This is a genomic window from Pseudarthrobacter sp. NPDC059871 (assembly GCF_042731175.1).
Classification (GTDB): Bacteria; Actinomycetota; Actinomycetes; order Actinomycetales; family Micrococcaceae; genus Arthrobacter.
This window is the reverse complement of the sequence record NZ_JBHWJV010000008.1, coordinates 157,713-179,153: the sequence shown is the minus strand read 5'-3', so window position 1 is coordinate 179,153 and position 21,441 is coordinate 157,713. Positions and strand designations below refer to the sequence as shown.

The window sequence follows — 21,441 nt, the reverse complement described above, 5'->3', positions numbered from 1 at the left end:
CATGGTTTCCTCACGTGCATCCGTACTCCGGAGGTCGGGGTCGGCGGTGCTGGCCCTTGTCCTGGCGGCCTGCTGCCTTTGCGCCGGCCTGGTGGCCGCTCCGGCCGCCCACGCCGACGACTGGCGCGACAAGCAATACTGGCTCGCCGACTCCGGCATCACCAAGGCCTGGGAGGTGTCCAAGGGCGCCGGCGTCAAGGTGGCCGTCATCGACAGCGGCGTGGACGCCCAGCACCCGGACCTCAAAGGCGCTGTGGTGGGAGGCTATGACGCCTCCGGCGCCGGCCAGCCTGACGGGCAGAAGAGCGTCGGCTCCAAGCCGGAACACGGCACCCTCGTAGCCACCATGCTCGCCGGCCGGGGCCACCAGCCTGCCACCGCCAGCCCCAAGCCATCGCCCGGTGCTCCCACCCAGGGGCCGGACGGCATCGTGGGTGTGGCCCCGGAGGCCGAGATCCTCTCCGTCTCCACCTGGCTGGGGTCCACCAACCCCTCGGGCAAGAGCGACCAGGACCAGATTCCGGAGGCTGTCCGCTGGGCCGTGGACAACGGCGCCAAGGTCATCAACATTTCCCTTGGCAGCACCACCCCGCAGTGGCCGCAGAGCTGGGACGCCGCCTTCCTCTACGCCGAACAAAAGGACGTGGTCATCGTGGCGGCCGCCGGCAACCGCGTGGGTGGCAACATCCAGGTAGGCGCGCCCGCCACCATCCCCGGTGTCCTGACGGTTGCCGGACTGGACCGTAAGAACACGGCCAGCGTGGACGCGTCGTCCCAGGGCATCAGCATCGGCGTCGCAGCCCCGGCCGAGGACTTGTTGGGCGGGCTGCCGGGCGGCGGCTACGCGGAATGGGCGGGCACGTCAGGTTCCACGCCCATCGTCTCTGGGGTGGCAGCACTGATCCGGTCCAAGTGGCCGTCCATGAGCGCCGAGCAGGTCATCAACCGCATTGTCACCACCGCCAAGGACGCCGGAGTTCCGGGGAAGGACCCGCTGTACGGCTACGGCATCCTCAACGCCGAGGCCGCGCTCAAGGACGACGTGCCAGAGACTTCCAGCAACCCGCTGGGCTCGGTGGCTGAATGGATCCGGGTCCACCGCCGCGGCAACCTGGCCACCCCTGCGCCGCTGCCCACCGCGGACGTCCCCAGCGCGGTGCCCACGCTTCCCGAAGCGACTGTGCCCGCGGCCGAGGCTCCCTCGCAGCGGGACAGTGCGATCAGCGCCGCCGTCGTGATCGGATTCGGGCTCCTGTTCCTCGCAATCATCGCCGCGGCCGCCGTCCAGTTGACCAGGGCCGCCAGGAACCCCGCATTGGCACGTGACGATACCGAAACGGGGGTCCTGGACAAGGTGGATTCAGAGCGGAAGCCGTAGCGTTACGGGCGCCTGACGCAGTTAGTGAAGATTTTCACAAACTGGGCTATCCTTGAAGGCATGGCAACCACCCCACAGCTCCAGGACCGTCCCAGGGTGCTCGTCGTCGGCGGCGGGTACGTCGGCCTGTACGTAGCACTCAAACTGCAGAAGAAGATCGCGAATGCAGGTGGCATCGTCACCGTCGTTGATCCGCTGCCCTACATGACTTACCAGCCGTTCCTTCCCGAGGTGGCAGGCGGCAACATCGAGGCCCGCCATGCCGTGGTGTCCCACCGCAAGCACCTCAAGCAGTCCGAACTGATCCAGGGCCGCGTCACCGCGATCGACCACGCCAACCGCACTGCGGTGGTGGCTCCCTCCGACGGTGGCGAAACCTTCGAGGTTCCTTACTTCGACGTCGTCCTGGCGGCCGGCGCCATCACCCGCACGTTCCCCATCAAGGGCCTCGCGGACAAGGGCATCGGCCTGAAGACCATCGAGGAAGCCGTTGCGCTGCGCAACAAGGTCCTCGAGCGCATTGAGCTCGGCTCCACCATGACCGATCCTGCGGCCCGGGCCAAGGCCCTCACCTTCGTCGTTGTCGGCGGCGGTTTCGCGGGCATCGAATGCATCACCGAGATGGAGGACATGGCGCGCGCCGCTGTCCGCAACAACCCCCGGGTCAAGCAGGAGGAAGTCCGCTTCGTCCTGGTTGAGGCCATGGGCCGCATCATGCCCGAGGTCACGGCCCCGCAGGCAGACTGGGTTGTGGAGCACCTCCGCAGCCGCGGCATCGAGGTCCTGCTCAACACCTCGCTGGACAGCGCTGAAGGCGCACTGAAGCTCATCAACCTCCCGGACAAGAGTCCGGCACAGGAATTCGAAGCCGATACCCTCGTGTGGACTGCCGGCGTGCAGGCCAACCCCATGGTCCGCTCCACCGACTTCCCGCTGGAACCCCGCGGGCGCGTCCGCGTCCTCCCGGACCTGCGCATCGGCGGCGACGAAGGCATCGTCGAGAACGCCTGGGCTGCCGGCGACATCTCGGCCGTCCCGGACCTCACCGGCAAGGGACTGCCTGACGGCACCTGCGTCCCCAACGCCCAGCATGCACTCCGCCAGGCCAAGCGCCTCGCGAAGAACCTGTGGGCCTCCCGCTGGGACAAGCCGCTGAAGGACTACAAGCACAAGAACCTTGGTGCTGTGGCCGGCTTCGGCGAATGGAAGGGCGTTGCCAACATCAACCTGCTGGGCCGCATCGGCCTGAAGGGCCCGCTGGCCTGGCTGGCACACCGTGGTTACCACGGCATGGCAATGCCCACGTTCGAGCGCAAGTTCCGCGTGGTCCTGAACTGGATCATCGCCTTCTTCGCGGGCCGCGACACCACGCAGCTGCTGGACCTGGACAACCCGCGCGGCGCCTTCGTTGCTGCCGCCACCCCGGCACCCAAGCCGGCTGCGGCCCCTGCTCCCGCGGCCCCGGCCGCCGGCTCCTCCGTGGTGGAGCCGAAGGAACCGGTCTCGGCCCAGGCCAAGTAACCGGCTTCGCGCCACAAGCACGACGGCGGCTGTCCCCAAAAGGGGGCAGCCGCCGTTTGCGTTGTGTGGCCCCGCCGGACCCGCCTCCTAGACTGGGCTCATGACCGCCGAAAAGAACCTCCAGTCCCTGTTGGCGGGGATGCGCCCCGTCCAGCGCGACGGCGAGTACGTCTATGTCCTCTGGCCCCACGGCAGGCCCCTGGAGGGCCATGTTGAGGCGGCTGTCCGCGAGGCTGAAGGGCTGACTGTCGTCCTGCCCCGTGCGGAGGCCGACCGGATGGGCCTTCCCTACGACTTCGTGGCTGCCTGGATCACGCTGGAGATCCACTCGGCGCTGGAAGCCGTAGGCCTCACCGCCGCAGTAGCGAGGGCCCTGACGGACGCCGGCATCAGCTGCAACGTCCTGGCCGGGTTCCACCACGACCACCTCCTGGTCCCAGCGGCGGACGCGCAGCGGGCCCTGCAGGTCTTGGCCGATCTATCCGCCGAAAGCCGGAATGCACCGCGTCCCGGCCTCCAGCTGCGCACCGAAACGCCCGCGGACCGGGACGCGATCCTGGCCCTGACCGCCGAGGCGTTTGCCGTCTCACCGGCAACCGGACTTCCCGCAGAAGGGGAGCCCGTGGAAGTGAAGATCCTGCGGGCGCTGTTCGACGCCGATGAATACCTTCCCGAACTCAGCGTGGTGGCGGTGCTGGGCGGCGAAGTGGTGGGCCACGTCATCAGCACCCGGGGCTGGGTGGGCAGCCATGAGATGCTCGGGCTGGGGCCGATCAGCGTGACGCCCAGGCTCCAGCGGCAGGGCATCGGATCAGCCTTGATGACTGAGACCATCGCCAGGGCCAACGCTGCGGGGGAGAGCGGCATCGCGCTCCTCGGCAGCACCGTGTACTACCCCAGGTTCGGATTTGTCCCGGCGGCCTCTTTCGGCGTGCTGGCGCCGGATGAAGCGTGGGGCGGGCACTTCCAGCTCCTGCCGCTGGCGCTGTGGCCGGGCGGGGTGCACGGGGCGTTCCGGTACGCCGAACCGTTCGAACGCTTCTGACGGGATACCATTGACCCGGCGCCCCAGTAGCCCAATTGGCAGAGGCATCGGACTTAAAATCCGCGTGTTGTGGGTTCGAGTCCCACCTGGGGTACGGAGCAGAGGATGCCCTCCAAAAGGCACCGAATCGAAGGAAGCCGCCCGCACTGCGGGCGGCTTCCTTCGTTTAATTTCGCATATGCAACGACTGTTATAAGGATGTGACCTCAGTCACTTATCTTCGCCTTGGATTTGCATTAGCTTGAAGCTAAATCAGGAACACCTGATTTTTCGCGTCAAAGGCCGTTCGCACCTTTAGATCGAGGAGCTCGTAAATGACTTTATTCCCCCAGGCGGGAACCCGCGCTGCCAAGCTGACAGCGCTTGGCATCGGCGTCGCCTTCATGGTGACAGCGTGCGGCGGTTCGTCCACACCCACGACGTCCGAGTCCGCTTCCTCCGCATCAGCCGGAGGCATCGCGTGCCCCGCACCGGAAACCGGAGGGGGCGCTGCAGCCACGCAGAGCGCGGCGCCGGCAGCTGTTCCGCCGTCCACCGGCAGCACGGAGACTCCGCTCAAGATCGGCTCGCTGTTGCCCACCACCGGATCCCTGGCCTTCCTTGGCCCGCCCGAAATCGCCGGTGTGAACCTCGGCATCAAGGAAGTTAACGATGCCGGCGGCGTGCTGGGCAAGCCGGTGGAAGTGATCCACCGCGACTCCGGTGACACCAAGACGGACATCGCCACCCAGTCCACGTCCGCCTTGCTCGGCCAGGGTGTCAGTGCCATCATCGGTGCCGCATCGTCGGGCGTGTCCAAGACGGTCATCAACCAGATCACCGGTGCAGGCGTTATCCAGTTCTCGCCGGCCAACACGTCCCCGGACTTCACCACCTGGGACGACAAGGGCCTGTACTGGCGCACCGCCCCGTCCGATGTCCTCCAGGGCAAGGTCCTGGGCAACTACATGGCAACGTGTGGCGCCCAGACCGTCGGCATGGTGGTCCTGAACGATGCCTACGGTACCGGCCTGGCCAAGAACATCAAGGAATCCTTTGAGGCCGCCGGCGGCCAGGTTGTTGCCGAGGAACTCTTCAATGAAGGTGACAGCCAGTTCAGCAGCCAGGTGGACAAGGTACTGGCCGCCAAGCCGGACGCTATCGCCCTGATCACCTTCGACCAGGCCAAGAGCATCGTTCCGCTGATGACCGGCAAGGGAGTCAAGGCCACGCAGATGTTCCTGGTGGACGGCAACACCTCCGACTACAGCAAGGACTTCCAGGCCGGCACCCTGAAGGGCGCCCGGGGCACCATCCCCGGCACGTTCGCGCAGGATGCCTTCAAGAAGAAGCTCCTCGCCATCGACCCGGCACTGAAGGACTACAGCTACGCCGGTGAGTCCTACGACGCCGTCAACCTGATCGCCCTGGCCACGGAAGCTGCCAAGAGCACCAAGGGCACGGACATCGCCGCGAAGCTGAAGGAAGTTTCGGAGGGCGGCGAGAAGTGCACGTCCTTCGCCGCCTGCGTCACCCTGCTCCGCGAGGGCAAGGACATCGACTACGACGGCCAGTCCGGTCCGGTGACCTTCTCCGACGCCGGTGACCCCACCGAGGCGTACATCGGAATCTACGAGTACCAGGACGACAACAAGTACACGGCAGTCAAGGAAGAGTTCGGCAAGCTCTAAACCTTCACAGGCACAACAAAGCCCCCGTCCATCCGGACGGGGGCTTCGTTGTGTTGGGGCTCCGGGCTATTCGACGGTGTCCGCCAGGGTGCCCAGGTACAGCTGGATCACCTTGGGGTCCTTCATCAGCTCCCGGCCGGTACCGGTGTACGCGTCCCGGCCCTGGTCCAGCACATAACCGCGGTCGCAGATCTGCAGGCAGCGGCGGGCGTTCTGTTCCACCATGATCACGGAGACGCCGGCTCGGTTGATTTCATGAACGCGGAGGAAGGTCTCATCCTGCTTGACGGGGGAGAGCCCGGCTGAGGGCTCGTCCAGCAGCAGGACTGCAGGATCCATCATCAGCGCGCGGCCCATCGCCACCATCTGGCGCTCGCCGCCGGACAGCGAACCGGCCCGCTGGGCGCGGCGCTTCCCTAGTTCCGGAAAAAGCCCGGTGACAAAGTCGAACCGCTGGGCAAAGTCCTTGGGCCGCTGGAACATGCCCATTTGGAGGTTTTCTTCAATGGTGAGGGCCGCAAACACATTGTTGGTCTGCGGGACGAAGCCGACGCCGCGGGTCACCAGCTTGTTGGCCTTCAGCCCGGTAATGTCCTGGCCGCGGACCACCACGGTGCCGGAGTGGACCTTCACCAGGCCAAACATGGCCTTGAGGAGGGTAGACTTGCCGGCGCCGTTGGGGCCGATGATGCCGATCAGCTCGCCCTTCCGGGCTTCAATGCTGCAGCCGTTCAGGATGTTGACGCCCGGAATGTATCCGGCCACGAGGTCGGTGACTTTGACGACCGCTTCGCCGTCGTCTACGGGCTGAGCGGCCGGTGCCGCGCTGGTGCTGCTCATTGGGTGTCCCTATCTGTCCGGTCGTTCCCATCGGTTTCGGCGTCCCTGTTAGCGCGCCTGCCGCGTTGCCCGTCACCTGCCGACGGTTCCTCCGGGCTGGCGGTACCGGCCTCATCCCCGACAACGTCCAGGGAGATGATCCCGGCGTTTTCGGTTCCGACGATGGATTCGTCGTCCGCCACTAGTTCGGCAGCGAGCTCCTTGATGCCCTCGGCGTCACCAAGGTCGACGTCGTGGTGGGCGCCGAGGTAGGCATCGATGACGGCGGGGTTCTTCATGACCTCACCGGGCGGGCCTTCGGCGACAACCTTGCCCTCCGCCATGACCACCACCCAGTCCGCGATGTGCCGGACCATGTGCATGTCGTGTTCAACGAACAGGACGGTCATACCGTCGGCCTTCAGGTTCTTGATGTGGTCCAGCAGGGACTGCGTCAGTGCCGGGTTGACGCCGGCCATTGGTTCGTCGAGCATCACCAGCTTGGGCCTCACCATGAGGGACCGTGCCATCTCCAGGAGCTTGCGCTGTCCGCCGGAGAGCGACGCGGCGTAATCATCCTTCTTGGCGTCGAGCTTGAACTTCTCCAGCAGGACATCGGCCTGGGCCGTGATCTCCTTTTCCCGGCCGCCCCAGATGCCCTTGAACAGGGCCTTGGCGAGGCTTTCGCCGGGCTGGTTTGACGCTCCCAGCCGCATGTTTTCCATGACTGTCAGCTTGCCCATCACCTTGGTGAGCTGGAACGTGCGGACCATGCCCATGCGTGCCACCTTGTAGGGGGACACCCCCGCGAGGCTGTGGCCCTCAAACTGCCACTTCCCGGTGTTGGGGGTATCGAAACCGGTCAACAGGTTGAAGAGGGTGGTCTTACCGGCGCCGTTGGGGCCGATCAGTGCGGTGATCTTGTGCCGCGGGATCTCCAGGTAGTCCACATCCACGGCATTGATGCCGCCGAAGCTGCGCGTGACGTTCTCCGCCACCACGATCGGATCCCGCTTCTTGCAGCCCGGCCCGGTTTCACCCGCTGCGATGGGGCGGTTGTCGGTCATGTAATCCGGGGCCGCGGCCCCGGTCGTTTCAGGGTTTTCATTGTGCATGCTCACGCGAACGCCAGCTCCTTCTTGTTTCCGAAGACGCCCTGCGGCCTGAAGATCATCAACAGCATCAGGGCCACGCCCACCAGGATGTAGCGCAGCTGACCGGCCTGTACGGTGTTCAGCCACGTAACGGCACCGGACTCAATCAGGCCGTAGAGGATGCCCTGTGTCAGGGAGAGGACCACCCAGAAGATCATTGCCCCGATGACCGGGCCAAGGACCGTGCCCAGGCCGCCCAGCAGGAGGCAGGTATACAGGAAGAACGTCAGTTCCGTGCCGTAGTTGGCAGGCTGCACGGCACCGCGGGGCAGGGTGAAGATCATGCCTGCCAAAGCGCCGAGGATGCCGCCGATGACGAGCGCCTGCATCTTGTACGCGTAGACGTTCTTGCCCAGGGACCGGACGGCGTTCTCGTCCTCGCGGATGCCCTTCAGCACACGGCCCCACGGGCTGCGCATCAGCAGCCACACCAGGGTGCAGCAGATGGCCACCAGGGCCCAGCCCACCACGCGGATGAAGAAGTCGCGGTTGTTCATGCCGAAGTATGAGCCCTCAGGGAACGGGTTCATGGCGTAGAAGCTGCCTTCAAACGCCGCGAGGCCGTTGGCGGAGCCGGTGACCGCAGTGAGCTGGTTGGTGGTGACGATGTAGCGCACGATTTCCGCGGCGGCGATGGTCACGATGGCCAGGTAGTCCGCCCGGAGCCGGAGGGTGGGGATGCCGAGCAGCAGCGCAAAGACTGCGGAGGCCGCAATGGCGATGAGCAGCCCCACGAAGAACGGGACGCCGAAGGTCAGCGTGGAGATCGCAAACCCGTACGCGCCCACGGCCATGAAGCCGGCCTGGCCGAAGTTCAGCAGGCCCGAATAGCCGAAGTGGACGGCGAGCCCGAGGGCAGCCATGGCGTAGGCGGCCGTGGTGGGGCTGAAGATTTCGCCGGCGGCGCTGGAAAGAATGAAGCCAAAATCCATGTCTGTTTCCTAACCCACGCGCTCGCGGCGGCCCAGGATGCCCTGCGGCCGGAACAAGAGGACAACGATCATGATGAACAAAGCCCCCACGTACTTGAGGTCGGCGGCGAGGCCGAACACGGTGGTCAGCTCCACGAAGATGCCGACGATGATGGAACCGATCAGGGCGCCGAAGACGGTTCCCAGGCCGCCGAGGGTCACACCGGCAAAGATGAGTAGCAGGATGGCCGAGCCCATGTCGAAGGTGACGCCCGGGCGGTAGTAGGCCCAGAGGATGCCGCCAAGGGAAGCGAGCATGCCGCCGGTGATCCAGACCAGCCGGATGACGGCGTCCACGTCAATGCCTGACGCGGCAGCCAGTGCGGGGTTGTCCGCCACTGCGCGGGTTGCCTTGCCCAGCCTGGTCTTCAACAGCACGATGCCGATCAGGGCGATAACCACCGCGCTGATGCCCAGGGACCACAGGTTGTTCGGCGAGATGGAAACCGGGCCGATCTGGACCTCGGGGCTTTGGGCGTAAGGCAGCTGCTGGGTGGCGCCGCCAAAGTAGAACTGGATCACGTAGCGGACGGCGAGGGCCAGGCCGATGCTGACGATCATCATGGGGACCAGGCCCGTGCCGCGGCGGCGCAGTGGCCGCCAGAGGCCGCGGTCCTGGGCATAACCGAACAGGCCACCGCCCGCCAGTGACAGGATGATGGACAGCCAGAAAGGCAGCCCGATGGCGTTGAAGCCGAAGACAAGGACCGCGCCAAGGGTTACCATCTCGCCGTGGGCGAAGTTGGTGAGGCCGGTGGTGCCGAAGATCAGGGACAGGCCAACCGATGCCAGGGCGAGGAGCAGGCCAAAGCTCAGGCCCGCCACCAGCCGGTTGAGCAGGTTCTGGCCGAAGTCCTGCTGCTGCACCACGATGCCCTTGCCGAACGCGAAGATCACCGAGAGGTTGGAGGTCTGGCTGAATGTGACGTCGCGGGGATTGTCCTGGCCGTCGGCCAGCTTGATGCCCTCGGGAAGGGTGGATTCATCCAGTTCCACCGTGTAGGTGCCTTGCTCCGGCACGCCGATGTTCCAGGCGCCGTTGGCCGATGACTTGGCAGTGCCGGTGAAATCGCCCTTCTTCGCCGTGATGGTCACGTCCGCCAGGGGTGCGCGGGTGTCGTCACGGAGGAACCCGCTGATGTTGTTCTGGAAGGTCTGATTCGACGGGGATGGTGTCGGTGACGGGGAAGCGGCCTGGCTCGCCGGTCCGGCCACCAGGAGGATTGCGAAGATGGAAGCGCCGATGGCTCCCAACAGTCTCAGCAAACCGAGGCGCCTTCCGGCCCGCTGGCCTTGGGGTGTACTTCTCAAATTGATAACCTCCACTTGGGGGCGGTCTAGGCCGCGCCATTGCAGCCGCTGCGAACGGTCGCAGGGTGGGGAAAAATGCCATGACGCCCGACACCCACAAGTGTGAGTTCCGTCACCCTGCTTGGCTTATGCTACAGCGCATCAGAACCGGTGAATGCCGTGGTCCAGGCCATATTGGTAGCGATCGGATAACAACTGCGCGCCTGCGGCCGCGATGTGGCGCGGATCGTGGGAAACAACCTTTGTTGAGTAGCGGTGTCGCCAGGGGCGCAGCCTGTCCACCGGCAGGTCACGGTTGTATTGCAAGCAAGGGAGTCGGGAACTTTAGGGGAGCCGGCTACGTGGGAATTGGTAGCGTAAACCTTAAGATCCATCACCCACCCAGCATGGAGGAATCCCGCAATGGCACTTGGCGGAAACCCGATCTTCAACGGAAAGAGCTTCCGTGGAGCCACCCAGGCACCGCCTGCCCCGCAGGCCTTCGGCGGCGCCGCCTACGGCCAGCAGGCTTACGGCCAGCAGCCGTACGCCCAGGCACCCTACGGCCAGCAGACCTGGAACGCCCAGCCCCAGGGCATGACGGACAACCAGCTCCAGGACATGTACAACCAGCCGTCGGCGGGCCCGGCGGATACCGGCCGGATGACCTTTGACGACGTGATCGTCAAGACGGCGGCCTGCCTCGGCGTCGTCATCCTCGGCGCGGCAGTCACCCTGACCGTCGGCTTGGGGCTCGCGTCGATGCTCATGATCGTCGGCGCCCTCGGTGGCTTCGTCCTGGCCCTGGTCAACACGTTCAAGAAGCAGCCTTCCCCTGCACTGATCCTGGCTTACGCCGGGCTTGAGGGACTCTTCCTTGGCGGCTTGACCCGCATCCTCGACACCCAGTACCCGGGCGTCGGCCTGCAGGCAGTGGTGGGCACACTCTCAGTGTTTGCCGTCACCCTGCTGCTGTTCAAGAGCGGCAAGGTCCGCGCCACCCCCAAGGCCATGCGCTTCTTCATGATCGCCCTTGGCGGTTACGCCCTGTTCTCAGTGGTCAACCTGGTCATGATGCTGACCGGCGTCACCCAGGAGCCCTTCGGCCTGCGCAGCGGCGTGATTGGTGTTGTCATCGGCGTGCTCGCCATCGGCCTCGCCGCCTTCTCGCTGATCATGGACTTCACCAGCATTGAAGCCGGCGTCCGCAGCGGCGCTCCGCAGCGCTTCTCCTGGACCGCTGCCTTCGGCCTGACGGTCACCCTGGTCTGGCTCTACGTGGAGATCATCCGCCTGCTGGCCATCCTCCGCGGCGACGACTAGCACCGACGGCGGCGGCCGCCGTCGTCCGAATCATTAAACAGAACAGGCCCACCTTCCGGTGGGCCTGTTCTGTTTATTGACGTGTGGTTGGCCGGCTGGCCGCGCAGGGATGCTAACCGACGCGCATGGCGCCGGCCGCGGGGGAGACAGTGAAGATGTCCGGTGCGGCATAGCCGGCCTCGGCGAAAGCGCGCACGACGGCGGCCCGCACCTTCTCCTCGGAAGCGACGGGGGTCAGGGCGATCGCCGCACCCCCGAAGCCGCCCCCGGTCATCCGCGCCCCGATGGCCCCGCTGGCGCGGGAGGTGTCCACGGCGAGGTCAAGCTCCGGACAGGAGATTTCAAAGTCGTCCCGCATGGATGCGTGGCTGGCATCCAGCAGGGTGCCGATAGCGGCGGGCCCTTCCGCGGCCAGGCGTTCGACCGTCTGCAGCACGCGGTCGTTCTCCGTGACCACGTGGCGCACGCGGCGGAACGTCACTTCGTCCAGCAGTCCGCTGGCTTCCTCAAGGTCACCCACCTGGACGTCGCGCAGCGCCTTGACCCCCATGACCTCGGCACCGAGTTCGCAGGAGGCACGGCGCGAGGCGTACCCGCCGTCGGCGTGCGAGTGCGAGACCTTGGTGTCGATGACCAGCAGGATCAGCCCCGCGGGTTCCGTTTCGAACGGCACCAGGGTGGCGTTCTGGTCACGGCAATCCAGGAAGACCGCGTGGCCCTTGGCGCCGCGAAGGGAGGCCGACTGGTCCATGATGCCGGTGGGAGCCCCCACGAAGTCGTTTTCTGCGCGCTGCGTGGCCAGGACCATGTCCTCCGCTGCCAGGCCCGCGCCGGTGAGCTCGTTAAGGGCGGTGACCACCGCGCACTCGATCGCGTGCGACGAGGACAGGCCTGCGCCGAGCGGAACGTCCGAGTCCAGCAGCAGGTCGATTCCGGGAACGTCAATGCCGCGCTCGCGGAGGGCCCACATCACGCCGAGGGGATACTTGGTCCAGCCCTTGGCGGACCCCGGCTCCAGGGCGTCGAGCGTGGTGGAAACCATGCCCTGGTCACCGTACGTTGACAGCAGCCTCACGGTGGAATCCTGGCGGATGCCCACCGCTACACGGGCAGTCCGGTCGATGGCGAAGGGCAGCACGAAGCCCTCGTTGTAGTCAGTGTGCTCACCGATCAGGTTGACCCTGCCCGGTGCCTGCCAGACGCCTGCCGGGGCGGCGCCGAACTCCCGGGTAAAGCGGGCAGCCAGGTCCTGTGTGCCTGCGGCAGCTGAATCGGCGGTATGGGGTGCGGCGCTCAAGCGGGAACTCCTTGGGACGGAGCGGCCTCGGCGGCCGCAGTGGCAGGTGCCGGAACCTTTGCGCGCAGCCGCTCGGCCACGCTTTCCGGTGTGGTGTCGTTGATGAAGGCACCCATGGCTGCCTCGGATCCGGCAAGGTATTTCAGCTTATCCGCAGCGCGCCGGGGTGAGGTCAGCTGAAGGTGGAGGTAGCCGGAGGCGCGGAGTTCGGGCTCCAGCGGAGCCTGGTGCCAGGCAGAGATGTACGGGGTGGGCGTGGGGTACAGGGCATCCACGCGCTTGAGCAAGTCCAGGTAGACGTGGGCAAGTTCGTCCTTCTCCTCCCCGCTCAAGGCCGCCAGGTCCGGAACGTGGCGGTGGGGGACCAGGTGGATTTCAAGAGGCCAGCGGGCGGCGAAGGGGACGTAGGCGCTGAAGTTCTCGCCTTCCATGACCATCCGGCTGCCGTCCTGCCGTTCTGCCTTGAGGAGGGAACCGGTCAGGGTTTCGCGGCCATCGTGCTTCTGGTAATACCGCAGGGCGGCCGAACCCAGTACGCCCGCCCGGGGAGTGACATAGGGGTAGGCGTAGATCTGGCCGTGCGGGTGGTGGAGGGTGACGCCGATATCTGCGCCGCGGTTCTCGAAAGGGAACACCTGCTTGATGCCCGCCAGTGAGCTGAGCGCTTCCGTGCGCTGGGCCCAGGCCTCAATCACCGTCCGGGAGCGGGTTTCGCTGAGGGTGCTGAAGGAGCCCGTGTGCTCGGGCGTGAAGGAGACCACTTCGCAGCGGCCGTAGGCCGGGCCCTTGGTTCCCCATGCAGCATTTTCCGGAACCGGACCAAGTGCGGGGCCGAGGGACGGGAAACGGTTCTCGAAGACCACCACGTCATAGTCCGCGGCGGGAATCTCGGACGGGTTATTGGGCGTCGTGGGGCAGATGGGGCACCGGTCCGCAGGCGGGAGGTGGGTTCGGGTCTGTCGGTGCGCCGCCACCGCCACCCATTCGTCCGTGAGGGCATCGAAGCGGACCTCGCCGGGCTCACCACGGGGCGTCAGGCCCCGTTGGTCGGTTGGACCCGTTGCCCGCGCCGCATTGGTGCCCGGGTCATCGAAATAGATCAGCTCCCGGCCGTCGGAGAGTCTGGTGCTGGTGATCGCTGTCATGGGAATATTTTGGCATGTTCAACCAAAAAAGAATAGTTAAGAACAAAAAACAACATTCCCTGTTCGGTGCGCCCGATGGCGCCGCGGTACGGTAAGCCCATGACCCAGTCTTCGTCCCAGGACGCACCCACCAGTCCCCAGCTGCGCGCCTTTGCCTCAGGTCGCCAATACGAACTTCGGCGCGGCGACGCCGTGGCCGTCATCACCGAGCTCGCCGCCGGACTTCGCTCCTACAGCCGGGGCGGCGTGCTCCTGACCGAAACCTACGGCGACGACGTCATCCCGCCCGGCGGGGCAGGCATCACCCTGGCGCCCTGGGCCAACAGGGTGGAGGACGGCGCCTGGGTCCTGGACGGCAAAAAGCAGCAGCTGGACATCACGGAGGTATCCCGGAACAACGCCAGCCACGGCCTGCTCAGGAATGTGGGTTACACCCTGGTGGACGAATCGCCCTACTCCGTGTCCCTGGAAGCCACGGTCTTTCCTCAGCACGGGTACCCGTTCCTGGTGCGGCACCGCGTACGGTACGAGCTGGCCGCAGACCTGGGCCTCACGGTCCGCCAGAGCCTGACCAATCATTCCGCCGCAGCTGCACCGTTCGTCCTCGGCGCGCACCCCTACCTGCGGCTGGGGGACACACCGGCCGAGGAATTGGTACTGACCGTCCAGGCCGACACCCAGCTCATCGCCGATGAACGGCTGATACCCCGCAGTTCCGCTCCCGTCGACGGCGACACCGACTTCCGCGCCGGCCGCACCATCGGCGGCCTCAGCGTCGACGTCGCACTTACCGGCCTCGGGTATGAGGATGGAAAGGCCCGCCACGTGCTGGCCGGCCCGGACGGCCGCAGCGTCAGCCTCTGGCAGGACGAATCCTGCCAGTACGTCCACGTCTTCGTCAGCACGGTCTACCCCGGCCGGAGCCGCGCGCTCGCCGTGGAGCCGATGACCGGTCCGGCCAACGCCTTCAACTCCGGTGACGGCCTGCGCTGGCTCGAGCCGGGGGAGTCGTTCGCCATGGAGTGGGGAATCGACTACCACGCCGCCACGGGCGGTTAGAGTTTCCTTATGACGCCCAACGCGGACGACGCTACCCAGTCCAGGCCATCTCCAGCCCCCGCCACGGCGGCGCCGCTCCGGGTCCTGACGGACCGTGAGCTGGACCGGGACATCCCGTACGGTGTGCGGATTGCCGCATCCTGGTCCTGGCGCCTGGGCCTCATCCTCCTGATGGCCGGCACGCTGATCTGGCTCCTGAGCCACATCACCTTCCTCATCATCCCGGTCATGGTGGCGGCGCTCCTCGCGGGGCTGCTGAGCCCGGTCACGGCCTGGTTGAAGCGGCGCGGACTGCCCGCCGGCCTTGCGGTGGCCGCCACTGTCCTTGGCTTTATCGCAGTGATCTCCGGTGCGCTGGCCCTTGTCGGCCGGCAGCTGGTGATCGGCTTCGGCGAGTTGTGGCAGCAGGCGCTCGAAGGAGTGCGTCAGGTCCAGACGTGGCTCTCCGACGGGCCGCTGCACCTGACGGCGGCCCAGATCGACCAGTACGTTAAGGAAGCCAGCGACGCACTGCAGAACAACAGCAGCAGCATCCTCAGTGGCGCCCTCTCGTTCGGCAGTACTGCCGGGCACTTCGCCGCCGGATTGCTCCTCGCCCTGTTCATCCTCATTTTCTTCCTGCTGGAAGGAGACCGGATCTGGGCGTTCCTGGTGCGGCTGCTTCCCCGGCGGGCGCGGGCCGCCGCCTTCGGCGCCGGACGCAAGGGCTGGGCCTCCATGGTCAGCTACGCGCGCATCCAGATGTTCGTTGCCGCTGTGGATGCGATCGGCATCGGCGTGGGTGCCGCGATCATCGGTGTCCCGCTGGCCCTTCCCCTGGGTGTGCTGGTGTTCCTGGGTTCATTCATCCCGGTGGTGGGTGCCCTGATAACCGGCGTGATTGCCGTCCTGCTGGCACTGGTTGCCAACGGCCCCGTGAATGCGCTGATCATGCTCGCCATCGTCCTTGCGGTCCAGCAGCTCGAAGGCCACATCCTGCAGCCGCTGGTCATGGGCAAGGCCGTTTCGCTCCACCCTGTAGCCGTCATCCTCAGCGTTGCCGCCGGTTCCTACCTTGCCGGCATCCCGGGCGCACTGTTCTCGGTACCCATCCTGGCCGTAGCAAACTCGGCCATTCGCTACATCGCCGCCAGAACATGGGAACATGAACAGGTGCCGGTGATTGCCGGGAGGCCCCTGACAGCTCCGGCTGGCGGGGACAACACCATTGAAGACGTTGAACCGCCCAAGGACTTTGGCGGCGAACGCGACACGTCCGACGGCACCACAGCTGAACACCGCGGTGCCCACTCCGCATCCCAGCGGGGCGCCGGAGACGAACCAAGAGGAGAGTAGTACGTGAACATCCTGCAAACCCTTCCCGTCACGCTGGACGATGTCCTTGAGGCGCAGAAGCTGCTTGACGGGATTATTGCGCGCACTCCGGTGGAAACGTCCCGTGCGCTGGGCGCGCAGGTGGGCGGCGAGGTCTACTTCAAGTGCGAGAACCTCCAGCGCGCAGGATCCTTCAAGGTCCGCGGCGCCTATGTCCGCATGGCCCGCCTGTCACCAGAAGAAAAGAAACGCGGCGTCGTGGCAGCGTCCGCAGGCAACCACGCACAGGGCGTTGCCGTGGCGGCGAAAAGCCTGGGAATCAAGGCCCGCATCTACATGCCCCTCGGTGTTGCGCTGCCGAAGCTCGCAGCCACCCGCAGCCACGGTGCCGAAGTGATCCTGCACGGCCACAACGTGGACGAAGCATTGGCCGAAGCCCAGCGGTACAGCAACGAAACGGGGACAGTCTTCGTCCACCCCTTCGACAACGTTGATGTGGTGGCAGGACAGGGCACTGTCGGCCTGGAGATCCTCGAGCAGATCCCCACAGTTGACACCGTCCTGATGGGCGTTGGCGGTGGCGGTCTCCTGGCCGGGGTCGCCGTCGCCATCAAAGCCCGGGCCAAGGAACTCGGCCGGGACATCCGCATCATCGGGGTACAGGCGGAAAACGCTGCGGCATACCCTCCCTCCCTGGCCGCTGACGCCCTGGTGCCGCTGAAGAAGGTGTCCACCATGGCTGACGGCATCGCCGTGGGCCGGCCAGGGCAACTGCCGTTCAGCATCATCCGCGAACTCGTGGACGACGTTGTCACGGTCAGCGAGGATTCGCTTGCCCGTGCGCTGATCTTCCTGCTGGAACGCGCCAAAATGGTGGTGGAGCCCGCCGGTGCCGTCGGCGTAGCAGCCCTCATGGACGGCAAGATCGAAAACCCGGGGACCACCGCCGTCGTACTGTCCGGCGGCAATATCGACCCCATGCTGATGCTCAAGGTCATCCAGCGCGGCCTTTCCGCAGCCGGGCGATACATGACCGTCCGCATGATGCTGGATGACCGTCCCGGCTCGCTGGCAACCATCGCCAGGATCATCGCCGAAAACGATGCCAACGTCACCGGCCTGGACCACACCCGCGTGGGTGGCTCCATCAGCATGGGCGACGTCTCCATCACCGTGAACCTGGAAACCAAGGGCCACCAGCATGGCGAGCAAGTCCTCAGCGCGCTGCGTGCCGAAGGATTCCAGCCCATCGTGGTGCACTAGGAGCACGCGTGGCTGGCCTCATGCGGAACGGGGACTTCAGGGAGCGGCAGACGACGGCGGCGCGCGCCAAGGGCGGGCTGCTCGTCCTGGGCGGGTTTGTGGTACTCCTCTTCGTCATTGAGCTGTTCAACACGCTGACGCTGGGGTCGCTGACGCGCACGTTCGGACTGCGGCCCCGGAGCGCTGACGGGCTCCTGGACATCTTCACGTTTCCGCTGCTGCATGCCAACCTGAACCACCTGCTGTCCAACAGCCTGCCGCTGATCATCTTCGGCTTCCTGGTCTTCCTCTCCGGGCTCCGGGTTTTCCTGACAGCCCTCGCGCTCAGCTGGCTGGGATCGGGAATCACCGTCTGGCTGATTGGCGACGGCGGGATCACCGTAGGGTCCTCAGGCCTCGTCTTCGGACTCTTTGCCTTCCTCCTGGTCCGCGGCTTCTTCAACCGCAGCTGGAAACAGATCCTCCTGGCCGTGGTCCTGTTCATGGGCTACGGCAGCATCCTGTTCGGCATGCTGCCCATCGTGTCAGGCTTCGTGTCCTGGCAGGCCCATCTGGGCGGAGCCGCCGGGGGAGTGGTGGCCGCACTGATCCTCCGCCCCCGTTCGGGCGCCGACCGGCAGCGGGACCGCGCAATTCCCCTGTAACTGCCGCCCAACAAGTTGAAAACAACAAAGCGCCTGCCGCCCGTGGGGCGGCAGGCGCTTCGGCAGCTACGGAAAACTAGGCCGCGTAAGGCTTCGCGGACAGGATTTCCACCGTGATGTCCTTGCCGTTGGGCGCAACATAGCTCAGCGTCTCGCCTTCCTTGTGGCCCAGGATGGCAGAACCCAGGGGGGACTTCTCGCTGAAGACGTCCAGGTCAGAATCGCCGGCAATTTCACGGGATCCGAGCAGGAAGGTCTCTTCGTCCCCGGCAATCCGGGCCACCACGATCATGCCGGGCTCCACAATGCCGTCATCGGCGGGAGATTCACCCACGTGGGCGTCCCGGAGCAGCACGGTCAGCTGGCGGATGCGGGCCTCGATCTTGCCCTGCTCTTCCTTGGCAGCGTGGTATCCGCCGTTTTCCTTGAGGTCGCCCTCCTGCCGGGCAGCTTCGATCTTCTGGACGATATCCGCCCGGCCGGGGCCGGAAAGGTGGTCCAGCTCTGCCTTCAGGCGGTCAAAAGCTTCCTGGGTAAGCCAGGCTGCAGCTGCGCTGTTGGTGGTAGACACGGACTTCTCCTCTAAATGGTCCTACATGCAAAAGACCCCGCCACGGTGGCCACTTGTGGAACAGCAACCAGCTCAGCGGGGTGAAGGTATTGGTCCATTGTAGTCAAACCCCTGGATTTATCCCAACGAGCAAGCGGTCCACATCACACCTTCTGGCCGGATCCGTCCGTTGCCCAGCAGCTGTCCACAACGCCGGACACGGACAGCGACTCCGTGCGGACCATGACCCGCTGGGAAACCGTCCTGCCGCCGTCGGCCGTTCCCTCTGATCCCTCGGGGGCATCGGCGGGAATGTCCACCACCTTCCAGCCAACCACCGCGTACTTGGAATCGAGGGCCTTCACGGCGCACTTGACGGGAGTGCCGGGCTCACGGGTCACCTGGAAGTCCACCTCGGCCACAGTGGCATCCGGCGTGCTGTACCCCACGTCCTTGAAGGTCACCGAGGACAACGAATTAGAGGTGGAGACCCATGCCAGGAAACCGATACCGACGGCGAGGGCCCCGCCCGCGATGGCGCGCTTGACGGCGGGCGTCAGGCCGCGCTTTTGGCCACCATATCGATTGGCTAGGCTAGTGTCTGCGGGCGCGGATGGGGCCGACTGGTCCGGGGAAGTCACCAGACCAGTTTAGTGCCCATCCCGTGGTGGCCAATTGCACCGTCCACGGGGGTGTTGTCCGCCCGCATACCGCCATAACCCCGCACCGCCACAAACCAAGAAGAATCAGGAGCCGTCCTTCCATGACAGCGTCCAGCACCTCCCCGGCACCGCTTCGGCTGCTCGCAGTGCATGCCCATCCGGATGACGAATCCAGCAAGGGTGCTGCCACGATGGCCATGTACGCTGCCGCCGGCGTAGAGGTTATGGTGGCCACCTGCACCGACGGATCGCGCGGCGACATCCAGAACCCCGCCGTGGAAGGCGAGCCGCACCCCAAGCGGGACATGGCAGGTGCCCGGCGCCTGGAGATGGACAGGGCAGCAAAGATCCTTGGCATCCGGCAGCGCTGGCTTGGTTTCGTGGACTCGGGGCTGCCCGAAGGCGATCCCCTTCCGCCCCTTCCGGCTGGTTCCTTCGCCACGCTGCCGCTGCACCATGCCGCGGCGCCCCTGGTGCGGCTGGTCCGCTCCTTCAAACCGCACGTCATCCTCTCCTATGACGAGAACGGTGGCTACCCCCACCCGGACCACATCATGGCGCACAAAGTGGCAGTGGAAGCGTTCGATACCGCAGGGGACGCCGATAAGTACCCCGAGGCGGGGGAGCCCTGGGAACCCGGCAAGCTGTACTACGACCGTGCCTTCAGCCCGGAACGCTTCCGCGCGCTGCATTTTGCGCTCGAGGAAGCCGGGCTGCAGTCGCCCTATGCGGAACGCCTCGCAGCCTGGCTGGAGTCCGACGCGGAGGGGCACACGCCGCCGCCCGCAACACATGCCACCACCACCCAGGTTGATTGTGGAGACTTTTTCGAGGTGCGCGACGACGCCCTTCGGGCCCACCGCACGCAGGTGGACCCCCTGGGGTTCTTCTTCGCCGTGTCAGCGGACATGCAGCGGCGGGCCTGGCCGTGGGAGGACTACTCCCTGATCAAGTCCCGGGTCTCCTCCGAGCTGCCCGAGACGGACCTGTTTGCCGGGCTAAGATAGAAGCGGCAGCGATTTCTATGCCGCGTAGAAGTTAGCCTCCGGCGCTTCGGGCGCGACATATGTCCGGCTGCAACCCGATCCCTTGAAGGTATTACACGTGCAAAACTTGCTCCTCAGCCTGGCCACCACCCCCACGCCGATGCCCACTCCAACCCTGCGCGACGGGATCACGGAGGACCAGGTAACACCCGGCTTGCTGGGCTTCATCATGACTGCCTTTTTTGTCGTGGCCACGGCGCTGCTCATCGTGGACATGGTCCGCCGGATCCGGCGCGTCCGGTACCGGGCCCAGGTGGAGGAGGAACGCATCGCGGCTGCCGCCGAAGCGGACATTGTGGCGGAGGAAGCCCGCGAGGATGCCACGGCTCCGCAGGAAGCCCGGGACACCAACGGAAACGGCTTCAGCCAGGGCAACTCCCTGCCGCGGGAGTAGGCGCTTCCCCTGGACCCTGGCTGGCGTTGCGGTCAGCCCAGGACGGCTATGGCGATGGCCGTGAAATGGGCGGCGAACGCAAAGACCGTGAAGGCGTGGAACAGCTCGTGGAAGCCGAAGTGGTTGTAGCTGAAGTTTGGCTTCTTCAGCGCGTAGAACACGGCCCCGGCGATATAGAGCGCGCCGCCCACGCAGATGAGGACGGCCGCTGGAACGCTCGCCTGGAAAAACTGCGGCAAATAGAACAGCGCGCCGCATCCCAGCGCAATGTAGATGGGCACGTACAGCCACCGCGGCGCATCAGTCCACAGCAGCCGGAACAACACCCCCAGTATGGCGCCGGACCAGATGATCCAGAGCAGGAGGACGGCCTGCTGCCGTTCCAGCAGGGTCCAGGCCAGCGGCGTGTAGCTGCCGGCGATGACCAGCATGATGTTGGTGTGGTCCAGCCGCTTCAATACCCGCTTGACCGCCGGTGACCAGTTGCCGCGGTGGTACACGGCGCTGACGCCAAAGAGCAGCACACCGGTGGCGGCGTAGATGGCCGAGGTGATTTTGCGGTCGGCGGTGGGTGCCAGGACCACCAGGACGATTCCAGCGGCCAAGGCAAACGGGGCCGCCACGGTGTGGATCCAGCCGCGCCACTTCGGCTTAATCATCAGCAGCTCAGCCAGCCTGACGGCGGCATCGTCAACCGGAGATTTTCCTGGCGGAGCGGGCTTTTCATCCTCCGGTTGCGGCGTGCGCGGAGCCTCGGAAGAGTCGCTGTTCATAAGTCCAGAATAACCTACGTTCCGGTAAGTTACTCATCGGTAACTGGGTGTTTGCGACCCGGCGCCGGGGCCCCTTCGACCGGCAGGCGCCGCCCGGGCGGTAGCCTAGGATGTGCAAGTACG

At 65.8% G+C, this 21,441-nt stretch carries 20 protein-coding genes and 1 tRNA gene; 12 read left to right on the top strand and 9 right to left on the bottom strand.

Going from position 1 to position 21,441, the window contains the following annotated elements:
* Nucleotide 1: 1 nt before the first annotated feature.
* The 5 genes from ACFV4R_RS12565 (at nt 2) to ACFV4R_RS12545 (ending at nt 5,614) form a co-directional block, all read left to right on the top strand.
* A complete protein-coding gene (locus ACFV4R_RS12565; protein ID WP_377202553.1) occupies nt 2-1,378 on the top strand; it encodes a S8 family serine peptidase in 1,377 nt (458 codons plus the stop codon).
* 60 nt (nt 1,379-1,438) lie between these two features.
* A complete protein-coding gene (locus ACFV4R_RS12560; RefSeq protein ID WP_377202554.1) occupies nt 1,439-2,899 on the top strand; it encodes an NAD(P)/FAD-dependent oxidoreductase in 1,461 nt (486 codons plus the stop codon).
* A 100-nt stretch (nt 2,900-2,999) separates the two neighbouring features.
* Complete coding sequence (locus ACFV4R_RS12555; RefSeq protein WP_377202555.1) at nt 3,000-3,944, top strand: N-acetyltransferase; 945 nt, start codon at nt 3,000-3,002, stop codon at nt 3,942-3,944.
* A gap of 20 nt (nt 3,945-3,964) precedes the next feature.
* Nucleotides 3,965-4,038: transfer RNA gene (locus tag ACFV4R_RS12550), tRNA-Leu, on the top strand.
* A gap of 220 nt (nt 4,039-4,258) precedes the next feature.
* A complete protein-coding gene (locus ACFV4R_RS12545) occupies nt 4,259-5,614 on the top strand; it encodes an ABC transporter substrate-binding protein (protein ID WP_377202556.1) in 1,356 nt (451 codons plus the stop codon).
* 66 nt (nt 5,615-5,680) lie between these two features.
* Here the strand turns inward: ACFV4R_RS12545 and ACFV4R_RS12540 are convergent, their stop codons facing one another.
* The 4 genes from ACFV4R_RS12540 to ACFV4R_RS12525 are packed head-to-tail and all read right to left on the bottom strand — an operon-like array spanning nt 5,681 to nt 9,824.
* Entirely contained in the window at nt 5,681-6,454 is a 774-nt protein-coding gene (locus tag ACFV4R_RS12540; RefSeq protein WP_377202557.1) for an ABC transporter ATP-binding protein, read from the bottom strand.
* Complete coding sequence (locus tag ACFV4R_RS12535; protein WP_377202664.1) at nt 6,451-7,548, bottom strand: ABC transporter ATP-binding protein; 1,098 nt, start codon at nt 7,546-7,548, stop codon at nt 6,451-6,453. The genes ACFV4R_RS12540 and ACFV4R_RS12535 overlap by 4 nt, the downstream gene beginning before the upstream one ends.
* Before the next feature lie 2 nt (nt 7,549-7,550).
* On the bottom strand, nt 7,551-8,519 hold the full coding sequence (locus tag ACFV4R_RS12530; protein ID WP_268158588.1) for a branched-chain amino acid ABC transporter permease: 969 nt from the start codon (nt 8,517-8,519) through the stop codon (nt 7,551-7,553).
* A 9-nt stretch (nt 8,520-8,528) separates the two neighbouring features.
* On the bottom strand, nt 8,529-9,824 hold the full coding sequence (locus ACFV4R_RS12525) for a branched-chain amino acid ABC transporter permease (protein ID WP_377202558.1): 1,296 nt from the start codon (nt 9,822-9,824) through the stop codon (nt 8,529-8,531).
* 447 nt (nt 9,825-10,271) lie between these two features.
* Between ACFV4R_RS12525 and ACFV4R_RS12520 the strand changes: the two genes are divergently transcribed.
* Complete coding sequence (locus ACFV4R_RS12520) at nt 10,272-11,171, top strand: Bax inhibitor-1/YccA family protein (protein ID WP_377202559.1); 900 nt, start codon at nt 10,272-10,274, stop codon at nt 11,169-11,171.
* 112 nt (nt 11,172-11,283) lie between these two features.
* On the opposite strand, the gene galK is transcribed toward ACFV4R_RS12520, so the two are convergent.
* Together galK and galT are read right to left on the bottom strand one after the other, a co-directional pair.
* On the bottom strand, nt 11,284-12,468 hold the full coding sequence (gene galK / locus ACFV4R_RS12515) for a galactokinase (RefSeq protein ID WP_377202560.1): 1,185 nt from the start codon (nt 12,466-12,468) through the stop codon (nt 11,284-11,286).
* Nucleotides 12,465-13,613, bottom strand: a complete 1,149-nt coding sequence (galT, locus tag ACFV4R_RS12510; RefSeq protein ID WP_377202561.1) for a galactose-1-phosphate uridylyltransferase — start codon at nt 13,611-13,613, stop codon at nt 12,465-12,467. Before galT ends, galK begins: the two co-directional genes overlap by 4 nt.
* A 99-nt stretch (nt 13,614-13,712) precedes the next feature.
* On the opposite strand from galT, the gene ACFV4R_RS12505 reads away from it, so the two are divergent.
* The 4 genes from ACFV4R_RS12505 to ACFV4R_RS12490 are packed head-to-tail and all read left to right on the top strand — an operon-like array spanning nt 13,713 to nt 17,893.
* Entirely contained in the window at nt 13,713-14,672 is a 960-nt protein-coding gene (locus tag ACFV4R_RS12505; RefSeq protein WP_377202562.1) for an aldose 1-epimerase family protein, read from the top strand.
* Between the two features lie 9 nt (nt 14,673-14,681).
* Nucleotides 14,682-16,007 (top strand): AI-2E family transporter, encoded by a 1,326-nt coding sequence (locus ACFV4R_RS12500; RefSeq protein WP_377202563.1) that lies wholly within the window; start codon nt 14,682-14,684, stop codon nt 16,005-16,007.
* A gap of 3 nt (nt 16,008-16,010) precedes the next feature.
* A complete protein-coding gene (gene ilvA / locus ACFV4R_RS12495) occupies nt 16,011-17,249 on the top strand; it encodes a threonine ammonia-lyase (protein ID WP_377202564.1) in 1,239 nt (412 codons plus the stop codon).
* 20 nt (nt 17,250-17,269) lie between these two features.
* Nucleotides 17,270-17,893, top strand: a complete 624-nt coding sequence (locus ACFV4R_RS12490; RefSeq protein WP_377202665.1) for a rhomboid family intramembrane serine protease — start codon at nt 17,270-17,272, stop codon at nt 17,891-17,893.
* A 76-nt stretch (nt 17,894-17,969) separates the two neighbouring features.
* Here ACFV4R_RS12490 and greA read toward each other — a convergent pair whose 3' ends face one another.
* Together greA and ACFV4R_RS12480 are read right to left on the bottom strand one after the other, a co-directional pair.
* Entirely contained in the window at nt 17,970-18,464 is a 495-nt protein-coding gene (gene greA / locus ACFV4R_RS12485) for a transcription elongation factor GreA (RefSeq protein WP_091718961.1), read from the bottom strand.
* Nucleotides 18,465-18,607: 143 nt separating this feature from the next.
* Entirely contained in the window at nt 18,608-19,084 is a 477-nt protein-coding gene (locus tag ACFV4R_RS12480; RefSeq protein WP_377202565.1) for a DUF4307 domain-containing protein, read from the bottom strand.
* 122 nt (nt 19,085-19,206) lie between these two features.
* On the opposite strand from ACFV4R_RS12480, the gene mca reads away from it, so the two are divergent.
* Both mca and ACFV4R_RS12470 read left to right on the top strand, forming a co-directional pair.
* Nucleotides 19,207-20,112, top strand: a complete 906-nt coding sequence (mca, locus tag ACFV4R_RS12475; protein WP_377202566.1) for a mycothiol conjugate amidase Mca — start codon at nt 19,207-19,209, stop codon at nt 20,110-20,112.
* Nucleotides 20,113-20,209: 97 nt separating this feature from the next.
* Complete coding sequence (locus tag ACFV4R_RS12470; RefSeq protein WP_091718966.1) at nt 20,210-20,545, top strand: hypothetical protein; 336 nt, start codon at nt 20,210-20,212, stop codon at nt 20,543-20,545.
* A 32-nt stretch (nt 20,546-20,577) separates the two neighbouring features.
* On the opposite strand, the gene ACFV4R_RS12465 is transcribed toward ACFV4R_RS12470, so the two are convergent.
* Entirely contained in the window at nt 20,578-21,219 is a 642-nt protein-coding gene (locus tag ACFV4R_RS12465; RefSeq protein WP_377202666.1) for a hemolysin III family protein, read from the bottom strand.
* Nucleotides 21,220-21,441 lie beyond the last annotated feature (222 nt).